The sequence below is a fragment of the Stagnihabitans sp. genome (assembly GCF_964946895.1).
In genome coordinates, this window is the sequence record NZ_CBBQHX010000004.1 from 25,055 (window position 1) to 40,048 (window position 14,994).

The 14,994-nt window shown below is 64.6% G+C and carries 14 protein-coding genes; 10 read left to right on the top strand and 4 right to left on the bottom strand.

The annotated features are described in order from the left end of the window. Positions 1–31: 31 nt before the first annotated feature. Both AC1Y2B_RS03550 and AC1Y2B_RS03555 read right to left on the bottom strand, forming a co-directional pair. Positions 32–1,696, bottom strand: a complete 1,665-nt coding sequence (locus tag AC1Y2B_RS03550) for an acyl-CoA dehydrogenase family protein (RefSeq protein WP_482251678.1) — start codon at positions 1,694–1,696, stop codon at positions 32–34. Between the two features lie 106 nt (positions 1,697–1,802). Next, positions 1,803–2,318, bottom strand: a complete 516-nt coding sequence (locus AC1Y2B_RS03555; RefSeq protein WP_482251679.1) for a hypothetical protein — start codon at positions 2,316–2,318, stop codon at positions 1,803–1,805. Positions 2,319–2,430: 112 nt separating this feature from the next. Here AC1Y2B_RS03555 and AC1Y2B_RS03560 point away from each other — a divergent pair, with 112 nt between their 5' ends. Next, complete coding sequence (locus AC1Y2B_RS03560) at positions 2,431–3,189, top strand: sulfite exporter TauE/SafE family protein (protein WP_482251680.1); 759 nt, start codon at positions 2,431–2,433, stop codon at positions 3,187–3,189. Here AC1Y2B_RS03560 and AC1Y2B_RS03565 read toward each other — a convergent pair. Beyond that, positions 3,186–4,781, bottom strand: a complete 1,596-nt coding sequence (locus tag AC1Y2B_RS03565; protein ID WP_482251681.1) for a phosphoenolpyruvate carboxykinase — start codon at positions 4,779–4,781, stop codon at positions 3,186–3,188. The genes AC1Y2B_RS03560 and AC1Y2B_RS03565 overlap by 4 nt on opposite strands. 354 nt (positions 4,782–5,135) lie before the next feature. On the opposite strand from AC1Y2B_RS03565, the gene AC1Y2B_RS03570 reads away from it, so the two are divergent. From AC1Y2B_RS03570 to AC1Y2B_RS03600, 7 genes are read left to right on the top strand one after another with little or no spacing between them, the layout of a single operon-like run. Next, entirely contained in the window at positions 5,136–5,837 is a 702-nt protein-coding gene (locus AC1Y2B_RS03570) for a response regulator (protein ID WP_482251682.1), read from the top strand. A 20-nt stretch (positions 5,838–5,857) separates the two neighbouring features. Next, positions 5,858–7,549, top strand: coding sequence for a sensor N-terminal transmembrane domain-containing protein (locus AC1Y2B_RS03575; RefSeq protein ID WP_482251847.1), 1,692 nt, complete (start codon positions 5,858–5,860; stop codon positions 7,547–7,549). Beyond that, complete coding sequence (locus AC1Y2B_RS03580) at positions 7,546–7,965, top strand: HPr kinase/phosphorylase (protein ID WP_482251683.1); 420 nt, start codon at positions 7,546–7,548, stop codon at positions 7,963–7,965. The genes AC1Y2B_RS03575 and AC1Y2B_RS03580 overlap by 4 nt, the downstream gene beginning before the upstream one ends. A gap of 22 nt (positions 7,966–7,987) precedes the next feature. Then, positions 7,988–8,920: an RNase adapter RapZ gene (gene rapZ, locus AC1Y2B_RS03585; RefSeq protein ID WP_482251684.1), complete on the top strand. Its 933-nt coding sequence runs from the start codon at positions 7,988–7,990 to the stop codon at positions 8,918–8,920. Continuing rightward, positions 8,917–9,315, top strand: a complete 399-nt coding sequence (locus AC1Y2B_RS03590; RefSeq protein ID WP_482251685.1) for a PTS sugar transporter subunit IIA — start codon at positions 8,917–8,919, stop codon at positions 9,313–9,315. Before rapZ ends, AC1Y2B_RS03590 begins: the two co-directional genes overlap by 4 nt. 1 nt (position 9,316) lies before the next feature. Next, positions 9,317–9,586, top strand: a complete 270-nt coding sequence (locus tag AC1Y2B_RS03595) for an HPr family phosphocarrier protein (RefSeq protein ID WP_482251686.1) — start codon at positions 9,317–9,319, stop codon at positions 9,584–9,586. 38 nt (positions 9,587–9,624) lie between these two features. Next, positions 9,625–10,500, top strand: coding sequence for a lysophospholipid acyltransferase family protein (locus AC1Y2B_RS03600; RefSeq protein ID WP_482251848.1), 876 nt, complete (start codon positions 9,625–9,627; stop codon positions 10,498–10,500). 39 nt (positions 10,501–10,539) lie between these two features. Here AC1Y2B_RS03600 and smc read toward each other — a convergent pair whose 3' ends face one another. After that, on the bottom strand, positions 10,540–13,995 hold the full coding sequence (gene smc, locus AC1Y2B_RS03605; RefSeq protein WP_482251687.1) for a chromosome segregation protein SMC: 3,456 nt from the start codon (positions 13,993–13,995) through the stop codon (positions 10,540–10,542). Between the two features lie 145 nt (positions 13,996–14,140). On the opposite strand from smc, the gene AC1Y2B_RS03610 reads away from it, so the two are divergent. Together AC1Y2B_RS03610 and AC1Y2B_RS03615 are read left to right on the top strand one after the other, a co-directional pair. Then, positions 14,141–14,623: a GFA family protein gene (locus AC1Y2B_RS03610; protein WP_482251688.1), complete on the top strand. Its 483-nt coding sequence runs from the start codon at positions 14,141–14,143 to the stop codon at positions 14,621–14,623. After that, complete coding sequence (locus AC1Y2B_RS03615) at positions 14,571–14,840, top strand: GNAT family N-acetyltransferase (protein WP_482251689.1); 270 nt, start codon at positions 14,571–14,573, stop codon at positions 14,838–14,840. The genes AC1Y2B_RS03610 and AC1Y2B_RS03615 overlap by 53 nt, the downstream gene beginning before the upstream one ends. Positions 14,841–14,994: the final 154 nt, after the last annotated feature.

Sequence of the window (14,994 nt, forward strand, 5' to 3'; positions counted from 1 at the left end):
CCTTGCCTGACAGGTAATGCGGCAGGGGGCCTCAGTCCAGCAGGCGGCGCGCAATCACCTGCGCCTGAATTTCGGCGGCACCTTCGAAGATCGACAGGATCCGGGCATCGCACAGCAGGCGGCTGGCAAGGTATTCCTGCGCAAATCCGTTGCCGCCATGGATCTGCACCCCGTTGTCGGCACAGGCCCAGGCCACCCGCGCCGCCAGCAGCTTGGCCATGCCGGCTTCCAGATCGCAGCGCTTGCCCGCGTCCTTCTCGCGCGCGGCATGGTAGGTGATCTGGCGTGACAGGGCAATTTCCACCGCCATCATCGCCAGCTTGGCGGCCACGCGGGGGAATTCGATCAGCGGTTTGCCAAACTGGATTCGGTCAGTGGCATAGCGCATCGCGGTTTCCAGTGCGGCCTGCGCCACGCCAATGGCACGGGCCGCGGTCTGGATGCGGGCACTTTCAAACGTCTGCATCAGCTGCTTGAAACCTTGGCCGGTGACGCCGCCCAAAAGGTTGCCGCCCTTCACCGCAAAGCCGTCGAAGGCCAGTTCGTATTCCTTCATGCCGCGATAGCCAAGAACCTTGATCTCTCCGCCGGTCATGCCCGTCGTTGGGAAGGGCTCCGCCTCGGTCCCGGGAGTCTTTTCCGCCAGGAACATCGATAGCCCGCGGTAGTCCTTGGTGTCGGGATCGGTCCGCGCCATCAGCATCATGACATGGGCGCGCGAGGCGTGGGTGATCCAGGTCTTGTTGCCCGTGATGCGCCAATCCTCACCCTCGCGCACCGCGCGTGTGCGCAACGCGCCAAGATCAGACCCGGTGTTCGGTTCGGTAAACACTGCCGTCGGCAGGATTTCGGCACGCGCCAGCTTGGGCAGCCAGTCCGCCTTCTGCGCCTCGGTGCCGCCACACAGGATCAGTTCCGCCGCAATCTCGCTGCGGGTGCCGAGCGAGCCGACACCGATATAGCCGCGCGACAGTTCCTCTGACACCACCACCATCGCTGATTTTGGAAGACCAAATCCCCCATGCGCCTCAGGGATCGTCAGGCCAAAGACGCCCATGTCGGCCAGCTTGCTGATCACCTCCATCGGGATCAACTCGTCCTTCAGGTGCCATTGGTGGGCGAAAGGGATCACCTCTTCATCGGCAAAACGGCGGAATTGGTCGCGGATCATCTCCAATTCCTCATCCAGACCCGAGGCGCCGAAGGTCGAGGCGCCGTTCTGCGCCCGCATCAAGGCCACCAGCCGCGCCTTAGCCGCATCGCCCGCGCCAAGGATCAGCGCCTGCGCTTCCGCCCCCGGCGCATAGGGTGCAATCCCAAGGTCGGACGCGCGGGCCACCTCGTTCTGGCTCATCGCGATGCCGCCGGCGATCTGCGCCAGATATTCGCCAAAACCGATCTGCAGGATCAGGCCCTCGACCTCGCCAAACTTGGCCTCGGCCTCCAGCCCCTGCGCCCAGGCCCGCAACTGGGTCAACGCCTGCACATAGGTCGCCAGCCACGCCAGCCCATGCGCGGCGTACTGATGCACCTCAAGCGCCTCGGACGAGACTTTGCCTGCCACCGTCACCCGATCCGCCAAGGCCGCCCGGGCGCGGCCAAGATGCGCCTGCACGTCTGCCAGCGCGGGTTCTGTCAGGCGGATCAGGCCCTGCAACAGCGGGGTCTTGGGCAGGTCTTGTCCATCATGCGGCATGGCACCCTCACGGATTCTGCGGTTGCGAAGGGGATAACGGCTTTGAATCCGCAGCGCAATAATAATTCAACAGTCATGTGTCAGGTGAATTATTCTGTCGCAATGGCTACGAGGTTGGCGCCCGGCATCGCGCCACAAGGTCAGGTTCGGCATCGCCTGGCACGATCTGGAACTCCACCCGGTACAACCGGCTGTCACCATCCCACGCCTCAAACGTCCAGACGCCGGGAACCAGTTCGCTGTCGACGTCAAAGGAGAAAAAGTTGGTCGATTCGACCCCGCCGCTGAACTGCGAGACATAGACATCGGGCGTGCTGCGCCCCGGCCGCCGGGTCAGCAGGCGAATTCCGGTCAGATCATGGCCCGGCACGACGGCGACACCAAAGGCCATGCCCAGCACGGCAGGGGCCACCTGCCCCTCGCCGATCACCACAAGGCTTTCGTCGGGGATTTCGATGAACCCGGCTTCGGTATCCGGCGCCGGCTCTTCATGGCGGTTCAGCGGGGTGCACAGGACCACGGCGCGCAACGCGGTCAGTTCAGAGGAATGGCTGGGCGGGGCCACCTGTGCCTGCGCCGCGCAAGCCAGCATCCCGACCAAAGAATACAGCAAGAACCGCATCGCAAATGCCCCGATCTTTCCCAACCATCGCAGCACGGAAAACCCGGTTTGGCAACGGTCCAGCCTAGGCTTTGTGGCAGCGTTCAGCTAGGAACCCGGCGTGGAGTTCTTCATGGCAGGCCTTTCCGCCCCGGCCTTCTGGGCTGCGATGGCGATTACCCTTGTCGCGGGCTTCGTGAAGGGGGCTGTCGGATTTGCCATGCCGATGATCATGGTGGGGGCGTTTTCGTCCTTTCTGCCGCCAGAGTTGGCGCTGGCAGGCCTGATCGTGCCGACCTTCATCACCAACCTGTCGCAGGCCCTTCGGCAGGGTGCAGGCCCCGCCCTCGACACAATGCGGACCTACTGGCGCATTCTGGTGGCGACGATCCTGTTCATCGTGATCTCGGCGGCGTTCGTGCATGTCATCCCGCAAAAGTTGTTCCTGCTGCTGCTGGGCGTGCCGATCACTGCCTTTGCCCTCTTGCAACTCTCCGGTCGCAACCTGGTGCTGAAGTTGGAACACCGAACCCGGGCCGAGTGGATTCTGGGGGCGATTGGCGGGCTTTATGGCGGGGTTTCCGGCATCTGGGGGCCGCCCTTGCTGGTGTACCTGCTGTCGATCCACGCCGACAAGCGCGAGACGGTGCGGGTGCAGGGCGTCGTTTTCCTGATCGGCGCCTTCGTGCTTTTGCTTGCCCATATCCACACCGGCGTCCTGAACGCCTCGACCGGGGCTTTTTCGGTCGCGTTGACGGTGCCGGCCCAGATCGGGCAGATCGCCGGGACATGGCTTCAGGACCGGCTGGACCAGTCGAGGTTCCGGCGCTGGACGCAGGGACTGTTGGTGCTGACGGGCCTCAATCTGGCCCGTCAGGCCCTTGGACTTTAGATCGCGCAGGCGCGCACGTCCTCGTCGATATGCGGCAGGTATTGCGCGAAGTTGGCCGCGAACATGCCCGCCAGTTTCCGCGCCTGCGCATCATATTCCGCAGCCGAACCCCAGGTGCGGCGTGGGTCCAGAAGCGCGTCCTCCACCCCCGGCACCGAAACCGGCACGTCAAAGCCGAAATTGGGATCCTTGCGGAAGGTCGCATTGGCCAGCGAGCCATCCAGCGCCGCCGCCAGCAGGGCCCGCGTCGCCTTGATCGGCATCCGCTTGCCGGTGCCATAGGCGCCGCCGGTCCAGCCGGTGTTCACCAGCCAGCACGAGGCGCCGAACTTGGCGATCTTGTCCTCCAGCAGCTTGCCGTAGACCTCGGGCCGCCGCGGCATGAAGGGCGCGCCAAAGCAGGTCGAGAAGGTCGGCTGCGGTTCCGTCACACCCCGCTCGGTCCCCGCCACCTTCGAGGTGAAGCCCGACAGGAAGTGATACATCGCCTGCGCCGGGGTCAGCCTTGCAATCGGTGGCAGCACGCCAAACGCATCACAGGTCAGCATGACCACATGTTTCGGATGCCCACCCAGCCCGTTGGCCGACGCGTTGGAGATATAGTCCAGCGGATAGGCGCAGCGGGTGTTTGCGGTCAGGCTGTCATCGGCGAAGTCAATTTCCAGCGTTTCGGGGTCATAGACCATATTCTCCACCACGGTCGCAAAGCGGTGGGTGGTGGCATAGATTTCCGGCTCCGCCTCGGGCGACAGGTTGATGGTCTTGGCATAGCAGCCGCCTTCGAAGTTGAAGGTACCACGGTCCGACCAACCGTGTTCGTCATCGCCAATCAGAATGCGCGAGGGATCGGCCGACAGAGTGGTTTTCCCCGTGCCCGACAGGCCGAAAAACACGGCCGTGTCGACCGGATTGCCGATGGCATGGTTGGCGCTGCAATGCATCGCCATGACACCTTTTTCCGGCAGCAGATAGTTCAGCAGGGTGAAGACCGCCTTCTTGTTCTCACCCGCGTAAGCGGTGTTGGCGATCAGGATCAGCTTGGCGTCGAAGTTCAGCGCAATGACCGTCTCGGTCCGGCAGCCGTGCCGGGCGGGGTCCGCCTTGAAGGAGGGGCAGTTGATCACGGTCCAGTCCGGGCTGAAGGTGTCCAGTTCCGCCACCGCCGGCCGCCGCAGCAAATGCCGGATGAACAGACCGTGCCATGCCAGTTCCGTCACCATCCGCACATCCACCCGGTGGATCGGATCGGCGCCGGCATAAAGGTCCTGCACGTGGTAATCGCGCCCCTTCATGTGCGCCAGCATGTCGGCATAAAGCCGGTCAAAGGCCGCAACCGTCATCGGCGCGTTGTTCTCCCACCAGATTGCGCCTTCAACCGAGGGCGTGCGCACCACGAACTTGTCCTTGGGCGAGCGTCCGGTGTACTGCCCCGTCTCGCACAGAAAGGCCCCGCCGAGGCCCAGCTTGCCCTCGCCTCGGACCACTGCCGCCTCCACCAAGGCGGGCTCAATCAGATTGTAATAAACGGTGCCAAGCCCCGAAATACCCTGATCTTCCAGCCGCATGGCCGGGTTCACGCGCCCAATCGACATTCTGCAAGCTCCCATCACCGCCCGGAAGCGGCTTCCCAGATTTCAACCCCGACGGCCGGGCCAACAGCCGTCCCACCGAACCCGGGCCAACAGATTCAATGTGGAATCGCTATAACATGCAGATTCCAAAGGGGAAAAGCGGTCATTTCGATCGTTAGCGCAACCAACGTCAGGTTAGCGCAACCAAATCGATCATCTGCAAGCTACTGCGGCAAATTAGTCATTTCTTGGCAATTTCAGGCGCTGATGGAGTCTCAGCAGGGTAGTGATTCGCACTTAGGAGTTGATTCCCTTCGGGGAACAACAGATCATGTGGTATAAATAAGGCAGACCGAGCAGATAAGGATAGCCGATATGGCAAGGATCGCCCTTGTGGACGACGACAGGAACATCCTGACGTCTGTCTCAATGACATTGGAAGCTGAAGGTTTTGAAGTCGAAACGTTCAATGACGGCCAATCCGCACTGGATGCCTTCAACCGGCGCATGCCTGATATGGCTGTGCTGGATATCAAGATGCCCCGGATGGATGGAATGGATCTGCTGCAGCGCCTGCGGACCAAGACCTCGATGCCGGTGATCTTCCTGACCTCCAAGGATGATGAGATCGACGAGGTTCTGGGTCTGCGGATGGGCGCGGATGATTATGTGAAAAAACCCTTCAGCCAGCGCCTGCTGGTGGAACGCATCCGCGCTCTGCTGCGCCGTCAGGACGCGATCCAGACCGGCGAAGTCGCCGTGACCGAAGAAACCAAGATCATGGAGCGGGGGAACCTGCGGATGGACCCGCTGCGCCATTCGGTGTCGTGGAAGGGCTTGGATGTGTCCCTGACCGTGACCGAATTCATGCTGCTTCAAGCCCTTGCCCAGCGGCCCGGCTTCGTGAAAAGCCGCGATCAATTGATGGATGTGGCCTATGACGATCAGGTCTACGTCGATGACCGCACGATCGACAGCCACATCAAGCGCCTGCGCAAGAAAATGCGCGCGGTCGATGACAGCTTCTCAGCCATCGAAACGCTGTATGGCATTGGCTACCGTTACAACGAAGAATGACCGCAATACCCCAAGTCAGCATGGCGCAGAAGCGCGACTCCAAAGCCTCGGACCGCTCGGGCGAGTTGCTGTTGGGCGAGGATTGGGTCTCGCCGGACAGCATCGAACCCTCTCTCCGCGACGGGCGGCGGCGGCGGGGTCTGGTGTCGCTGAACCATTCGCCGCTGGCGCGCAAGATTATTGTGTTCAACCTGATGGCGCTGGTCATTCTGGTCGCCGGCGTCCTGTTCATGAACCCGTTCCGCGACAGCCTGGTGAACCAGCGGGAACAGGGGCTGGTCAACGAAGCCACCCTGATTGCCAATGTGGTGGAAGCCGGTCTGCCGGCCGATGGTCTGGTGCACGGCGCGGACAAGGATACCCTGTCGCACCGGCTGCAAGACGCCACAATCGGGCCGGGGGTTGAGGTCTATCTTTTTGATCCGGATGGCAATCTTCTGGCGCGGTCGGTCGGTGCCCCACGGGCGGAAACCACAACCGGCCGCCGCTCCACCATGATCACCGATTTTCTCAACATGATCTGGGACGGGATTTCGGGCATCCTCAGCGGCAATCCGGCGAACAAGCCCAAGGTTTCGGGCGAGGAGATGACCCGCAAGCTGTTCCCGCAGGCCAAGGCCGGCGGAACCACGGTCAATACCGGGCAGGGGCCAGAGGGTGGTGCGCAGTTCTCGGTTGCCACGCCGGTGATCCGCAACGGTGTCGTGCTGGGTGTTGTCGGCGTCTCGTCGGCTGAGGGCGAGATTGACCGCCTTGTGCGCTATGAACGCGAACAGATCCTGCAGATGTTCGTGATCGCGCTCTTGGTGTCGATCGGCCTCAGCCTGGTGCTGGCCTCGACCATTGCCAATCCGCTGTCGGATCTGGCGGCGGCGGCGGAAATCGGGCGTGACCGCGACAGTCGCGCCATGGCACCCGGCCGGGTCCGCATCCCTGACCTGTCGGCACGGCCGGATGAAATCGGCCGCCTGTCGATTGCAATGCGCGGCATGGTGACAGCACTGTATGACCGGATCGACGCCAACGAACAGTTTGCCGCTGACGTCAGCCATGAAATCAAGAACCCTCTGGCCTCCCTGCGCTCTGCCGTAGGTTCGATGCGGATGGTCAAGAAGGAAGAACACCGCGAGAAGCTGCTGGATGTCATCGAACATGACGTGCGCAGGCTTGACCGGCTGGTCAGCGACATCTCCAACGCCTCACGGCTCGACAGCGAACTGGTCAAGGAAGAGGAAGAAGAGTTCAACCTTCTGAAAACCCTTGTAAACCTGACAGAATACCTTGGCCAGCAGGCGCGGGAAAAAGGGGTGGAGTTCATCACCGACTTCCCCAGCGAACCCATCCGCATCAACGGGCTTGAAGCGCGTCTGGCGCAGGTCTTCGTGAATCTGATCACCAACGCGATCTCGTTCTGCGAAAACGGCGATGCGGTGCGGGTCTGGGCGCGGCGGCGGGAAAACCGCGTGCTGGTGGTGATCGAGGACACCGGGCCGGGCATTCCGGAACAGGCTTTGACCAAGATTTTCAAGCGCTTCTATTCGGAACGGCCGAAAAGCGATTTCGGCAACCACTCCGGCCTTGGTCTGGCGATCTCCAAACAGATCATCGAGGCGCATGGCGGCGTGATCTGGGCCGAGAACATCCGCCCGACCCAGGCTGACGTCACGTCCGAACCCTTGGGGGCTCGCTTTGTTGTGGGTCTGCCGGTGTGACACCCGCCGTTCTGCATGCCAGCTGCGTCGCGTGCGACGGGCGCGGCCTGTTGATTCTGGGGCCGTCCGGCGCAGGGAAATCGGGTTTGGCATTGCAGCTGATCGCGCTGGGCGCCACCCTTGTTGCGGATGACCGAACCGAAATCTGGGTGGACGGCTCCAGCCTGATGGCCCGCTCCCCCGCTAGCATCGTCGGCCTGATTGAAGCGCGCGGCGTTGGCATCCTGCGCCTTTCTGCGCTGCCAAGCGCCGAGATCACGCTGGTCGTCGACCTCGCCCAGACCGAAACCGATCGCTTGCCGCCCCGTCGTCATGTCAACCTACTCGGAATTGAACGTGACCTTGTGTTTGCAGGCAGCCATTCCCATTTTCCTGCCGCGATTATGTGCTATCTAAAGAATTCGCGTTTCGACTGATCCCCTGACCAACCCGCAAAGCATGACCGGCACCGTCGACACTCTCCCCTCGCACCATCTGGTTTTGGTCACGGGGCCTTCGGGCGCTGGGCGGTCGACGACCTTCCATGCACTGGAGGATCTGGGCTACGAGGTGATCGACAACCTGCCGCTTAGCTTCGTGCCGCGTCTCTTGGATGGCCCGCCGCTGGACCGCCCGATTGCGCTGGGTCTGGATGTGCGCAACCGGGATTTCAGCGCCGCCACCGCCATTGAATTGATCGACACCCTGACCCGCGATCCCCGGGTAACGCTGGACGTGCTCTACCTGGATTGCGCACCGTCGGTTCTGGTCAGCCGCTTCAGCCAGACCCGCCGCCGCCACCCGCTGACCGAAGTGGCAACCGCTGCCGAAGGGGTGGAGCGTGAGATTGACCTGCTGGCACCGATCCGGGTGCGCGCCGACCACCTGATCGACACCTCCGACCTGTCGCCACATGACCTCAAGGCCGAGATCGTGGATTGGTTTGGGCAGGGCCAGGCGTCCCGTCTGGCCGTGTCGGTGCAAAGTTTCAGCTACAAGCGCGGTTTGCCGCGGGGTGTGGACATGGTGTTTGACTGCCGATTCTTGGCGAATCCCTACTGGGTGCCCGATTTGCGCGAGCGTGATGGCCGTGATGCCGCGGTTGCGGCGCATGTCGAATCTGACCCGAATTTCGCCGGGTTCTTCTTAAGGTTGCAGGAAATGGTGCTGATGTTGCTGCCCGCACAACTGCAAGAGGGTAAAGCGCATCTGACCATCGGCTTTGGCTGTACCGGCGGGCAACACCGTTCTGTTGCAGTTGCAGAAAAGTTGGCCAAGGTCCTTGCGGAAGCGGGCTGGCAGGTGTCAAAACGTCACCGGGAACTGGAACGGCGCGGAACTTCGCCGGCGCCGGACGGGATCAGTGGCGAAACAGGGGTAGGTCGCGGGTGATCGGAGTCGTCATCGTAGCGCATGGCGGATTGGCCCGAGAGTATCTCTCGGCCGTTGAACATGTCGTGGGCAAACAGTCGGACATGCAGGCCATCTCGATCGAGGATGACTGCGACCGCATCAAGAAACAGGCCGAGATTTGCGATGCGGCCAATGCCGTGGACCATGGCGGCGGTGTCGTGGTGGTGACGGACATGTTCGGCGGCTCGCCCTCGAACCTGTCGCTGCTGGCCTGCACGGCGGGATCCGAGCGGCGCATCATCTATGGCGCAAATCTGCCGATGCTGATCAAGCTGGCCAAGTCGCGGGCGATGTCGGTCAACGATGCGGTGGCGGCGGCCCTGGATGCCGGGCGCAAATATATCAACAGCCTGGATCTTGGGGGCGGTGCGTGACGTGGCCCAATTGATCCTGAAGATCATCAACGAAAAGGGCCTGCACGCCCGCGCCTCGGCCCGCTTTGTCGAGGTGGTCGAGGAATTCGACGCCACGGCTCAGGTCACCCGCGACGGCATGTCCGTGTCGGGCGACAGCATCATGGGGCTTTTGATGTTGGCAGCCTCGCGCGGAACCACTATTGAGGTGGAAACCAGCGGACCACAGGCCGAGGCGCTTGCGGTGGCGCTGACGGCGCTGGTGGCTGACCGCTTCGGCGAAGACCGCTAAAGCGCCTTGCAAAGGAAGGCAGTCGCTTCGTGAGCCAGTTGCAAGACACCAAACGCGTGGCTTCTCCCGCTGCTCAGCGCCCTGCGGTGGCCAAGAAATATGACATGCGGCGGTTGTCCTATGCGGGCACCTTCACCAATCCCTTCAAGGTCTACACCATCCGCGCGCTGGAATGGGCGACCGCCAAGGTCAAGCTTCTGTCGATGATCCGCAGCTTCGAACGGTCGGGCGCGCCGGTCGGCGTGGCCTTCTGGTCCAAGGCGATCCGCCACATGGGCATCCGCATCGACACCCCACCCGAGGAAATCGCCCGCATCCCCGCCACGGGCCCGGTCGTCGTTGTGGCCAACCATCCGCACGGGCTGGTCGATGGCATGATCATGGCCGAACTGGTCAGCCGGGTGCGCGGCGATTTCCGCATCCTGACCCGCAGCCTGCTGACCGGGATTCCGGAAATCGAAGAGTTCATGATCCCGGTGCCCTTCCCGCATGAGGAGCATTCGCGGGAGCTGGGTCTGCAGATGCGCGATCTGACCATGGCGCATCTGGCCAATGATGGCCTCGTGATCCTGTTCCCCGCCGGCCGTGTTGCCGCGTCCGAAACCTGGTTCGGCCCGGCGATCGAGGCGGAGTGGAACGTCTTCACCCACAAGATGATCTCGAAATCCGGCGCTACCGTCGTGCCGATCCATTTCACCGGCCAGAACTCACGCGCCTATCAAATCGCCAACAAACTGGCGGCGACGCTGCGGCAGGGCCTGCTGCTGTATGAAATCAAGCGCTCCCTCTTCAAACCACAGCGCCCCTATGTCGGCATGCCGATCCCGGCCTCTGAACTGGACAAGTGGAAAGGCAACCCGCGCGGCTTCCTGGCCTGGCTGCGAGAGCATACCTTGGCCTTGGGGCCCAGGTAGGAGGGGCAATCTGCCCAGCCAACCAGAAGGCAGGGCTGTTCAAGCCACCAGCGCTTCGGCCCGTTTCAGATCCACGCTGACCAATTGGCTGACGCCCTGTTCCGCCATGGTCACGCCGAACAGCCGGTCCATCCGGCTCATCGTCACCGCGTGATGGGTGATGACCAGAAACCGCGTCTCGGTCCGCCGCCGCATCTCGTCCATCAGGTCGCAGAATCGGGTGACGTTGGCATCGTCCAACGGCGCATCCACCTCGTCCAGCACGCAGATCGGTGCCGGATTGGCCAGAAAGACGCCGAAGATCAGCGCCAGCGCCGTCAATGTCTGCTCGCCACCCGACAGCAAAGACAGCGTTGACAACCGCTTGCCCGGCGGTTGGCACATGATCTCCAGCCCGGCTTCCAGCGGATCATCGCTTTCCACCATCACCAGCCGAGCCTCCCCGCCCCCGAACAAATGCGTGAACAAGGTGGCGAAGTTGGCATTGACCTGCTCGAACGCGGTCAGCAGACGCTCGCGCCCCTCGCGGTTCAGCCCGGCAATCCCCGCCCGCAACTTCTTGATCGCCTCTTCCAGATCGACCTTCTCGGCCACCAGCGCGTCATGTTCGGCGGACACGGTCTTCGCATCCTCCTCCGCACGCAGGTTCACCGCGCCCAAAGCCTCGCGCTGGCGTTTCAGGCGGCCCACATCCGTCTCCAAAGCCTCGGCGTCCGGCATCCGGTCCGGGTCCAGCCCCAGCGTGTCCAGCAGGTGATCCGGCGTGGTCCCCAGCTCCTCGGAAATTCGATCCGCCGCCAGGGCCGAGGCTTGTCGCGCCGCCTCCTGCAGCGCTTCGGCCCGTGCCCGCGCTTCCCGCGCCTCGCCCGCCGCTCGTTCTGCCTCCCGCTCGGCCTCCTGCGCCTTGCGCAGGGTGCCCTCGGCCTCCGCCAAGGCGTCTGCCGCCGTACGGCGCCGCAGATCGGCGGTCCCGATGGCTTCGATCAGGTCCTCGCGCCGCTCGGCAATTTCCTCGGGCACGGCCATGGCCTCGGACAGTTCGTCCTCTGCCTCCTGCCGCCGGCCGGTCAGTTCGGCCATCCGCTTGCCCGCCGTCTCCAGCCGGTGCCGCCAGCCGGACAATTCCTTGGTCGCCTCTTGCTTGCGGCGCAGCCGCGCCTCGCCCTCGCGCCGCACCTCATCATGGGCGGCGCGGCGGGTCATCATGGCAATCCGCGCGCCTTCCACGGCCACGCGCATATCCTCCACCACGGCCCGCGCTGCCGCCAGATCGCCCAGATCCTCAAGCCCCGCCACCGCCTCCTCCAGCCGGTCCCGGGCCGAGGCTGCATCATCGGAATACCGCGCCACCGCCGCCTGCGCGCTTTCCAGCCGCCCCTCGGCGATCGACCGCTCCCCGTCAGACCGCGAGGCTGCCCGGTTCGCCTCGGTGACCCGCCCATCGGCTGCCCGCCGCGCCTCGCGTGCCAGCTGATCGGCGCGGGACAGGTCGGCCAAACGGCTGTGCAACGCGTCATGCGCCTGCGCTGCACCTTCCGCCTTGGCCGCCACCTCCTCCAGATCGCGCTTGAGCTGAACCAGCCGGTTCAACTGCCGCAGCCGCGCCGCCGCCGCACTCGGCGCATCGTCGGCGGCAGAGCGGAACCCGTCCCACCGCCACAGATCGCCCTCAAGGCTGACAATGCGCTGTCCCGGCCGCAGCAACGTCTGCACCCGCGGCCCGTCCTGCGCCGACACCAGTCCAACCTGCGACAAGCGCCGCGCCAGCACCGCAGGGGCACCGACATGGCTGGCCAAGGGGGCGGCGCCCTCTGGCAAGGGCTGGGCCGGATCAAACACCTCCAGCCGCACCCAGCCCGAGCGCGCCGCACCCTCCACTTCCGCCGCGCGCAAATCATCCGCAAAGGCCGCGCCCAAGGCCGCTTCGAACCCCGGTTCAACCTCCAGCTGATCCAGCAGTTGCGTGCCGGCTTGCGCCTCGCGCTGCACCAGCCGCGCGAGGGCGGCCACTTCGGCGCGCAGCGCGTTGGCCTCTCCCTCGGCACCGGACCGCACCGCCCGGGCTTCCGCCTCGCGGGTCTGGGTGTCGGCGCGCGCCTCCTCGGCCCGGACCAAAGCCTCTTCTGCCGCCTCGGCCATCGCCAAAGCCGCCTCCTGGGCCTCCGCCGCCGCCTCTGCGGCGTCAACGGCGCGCTCCACCGCCGCCCGCGCCTCCTCGACCGAGGCCGCCGCCCGCGCGGCTTCCGCCTCTGACCGCTCCACCGCCTTGCGATTGTCCGCCACCAGGCGCTCGGCCGATTGGTGGCGCGCCGCCAGCCGCGCCGCGTCTTCGGTGGCCTGCGTCAGATCACCCTCGCGCCCGCCCAGTTCCGCCGCGGCCGCCCGCGCCAGTTCGGCGGCATCCGACAGCCGTTCCTCCTGCCCGTCGCTGGCCCGCAGCAGCTGGTCAACCTCCCAGTCCAGCCGCTCGATCATCTCAGACGCGTCGCGGTTCAATGACTGCTCGCGCTCGCCATCGCGGCCCATCTGCAGGATTCGCGCCTTCAACGTCTCGATCGCCGCCAAGGCGCGGCTTTCCTCGGCCCCCAAAGCATCGCGCTGCAAGGTCAGGCGCTGCAGGATGGCCGAGGCCACCGCCTCCTCCTCGCGCCGGGGGGGCAGGGCGGCCTCTGCCGCTTCACGTCCCTTGCCCGCCGCCCGCGCGGCCAATTCCGCCTGCGCCGTCCCCGACAGCCGCTGGCGCAACCCAAACTCCGCCTCGGCCCGCGCCACCTCTGCCTCGCGCCAGCGCCGGTACAACAGCATCCCTTCGGCCCGCCGCAATTCCACGCCAATCTCGCGATAGCGCGCCGCCTGCCGCGCCTGCCGTGTCAAGGTTGCCAGTTGCTGGGCCAACCCCTCCAGCACATCATCGACCCGCAACAGGTTCTGCTCCGCCGCTGTCAGCCGCAACTCCGCCTCGTGCCGCCGCTGGTACAGGCCGGAAATCCCCGCCGCCTCTTCCAGAATCATCCGCCGTGCCTTGGGCTTGGCATTGATCAGTTCCGTAATCTGCCCCTGCCGCACCAACGCCGGAGAATGCGAGCCCGTCGAGGCATCGGCGAACAGCATCTGCACATCGCGCGCCCGCACGTCCTTGGCATTGGCCTTGTAGGCCGACCCCGCCTCCCGCGTGATCCGCCGCACCACTTCAATGGTATCGGCATCGTTAAATCCTGCGGGCGCCAGCCGGTCCTGATTGTCGATGATCAGGCTGACTTCCGCGAAATGCCGCGCGCCCCGCCCGCCAGAGCCGTTGAAGATCACGTCCTCCATGCCGCCGCCGCGCATCGCCGAGGGGCGGTTTTCCCCCATCACCCAGCGCAGCGCCTCCAGCAGGTTCGACTTGCCGCAGCCATTGGGGCCGACAACACCGGTCAGCCCCTCCATGATCATCAGATCGGTGGGATCGACAAAGCTCTTGAAACCGTTGAGGCGCAGCCGCGTCAGGCGCATGGGTCCCTCGCTTCCCCTAAGCCGCCATTTTCGCCAAGTCTCGGGTCAAGTCAACCAAGCCGCCCCGCCTATGGCGGGCATGCGCGGGCTTATCCCCAATATCTTGCGCTTGACCAAGGGGCCACGGCCGCGCCATCCTCGTCCCATGACCCAGTTCGCCCTCCCCTTCTCGGGACGCTGCCTGTGCGGTGCGGTGCGCTACACCTGCGACGCCCGACCCTTGTGGCAAAGCCTTTGTCACTGCGAAAGTTGCCGCCGGGCAACCTCTTCGCCCTCCACCGCCTTCTTCGGTGTGGCCAACGGCCACTGGCGCTGGACCGGGCAAACCCCCGCCGCCTATGCCTCCAGCCCCGGTGTGCAGCGCGACTTCTGCCCGCAATGCGGCAGCCCGATGGCCTTCCGCAGCACCCGCTTCCCCGGCGAGGTCCATTTCTACGCCGCCTCCCTTGACGATCCGGCCCAATACGCCCCGCAAGATCAGGTCTTCGTGTCCGAGGCGCTGCCTTGGGTCCACATCGCCCCCGACGTCCCCCACCGCGCCCGCGGCGCCTATGACTGGCCCGCCCGCCGCCTGCATGATCCTGACACCGCAGCCGGACCACCTCTACCTCGGCAAACTCGCCGTTGACCCGGCCCAACAGGGCAGGGGTCTCGCCCGCCGCCTGATCACCCATGCCGAGCACCGCGCCCGCAGCCTGGGCCTTGCCGCACTGCGCCTCGAAACCCGCGTCGAACTGACCGAGAATCACGCCTTCTTCCAGCACCTGGGCTTTCACGAAATCGCCCGCACCGCCCACACGGGGTTCCCCCAGCCGACCTCCATCACCTTTTCCAGGCCCGTCTGACCGCTTGCTCCTTGCCAAATACTCCACGGAGAGGTCCGGAGGGGTGTGAAACCCCTCCGGGGCCTGCCAAGGGGGCAACCCTGGCCGCCCGCGGAATTTTCGTAGAAAATTCGGGCCCCGGACAGCAAAACGCCCGAGGGTTTCCCCCCGGGCG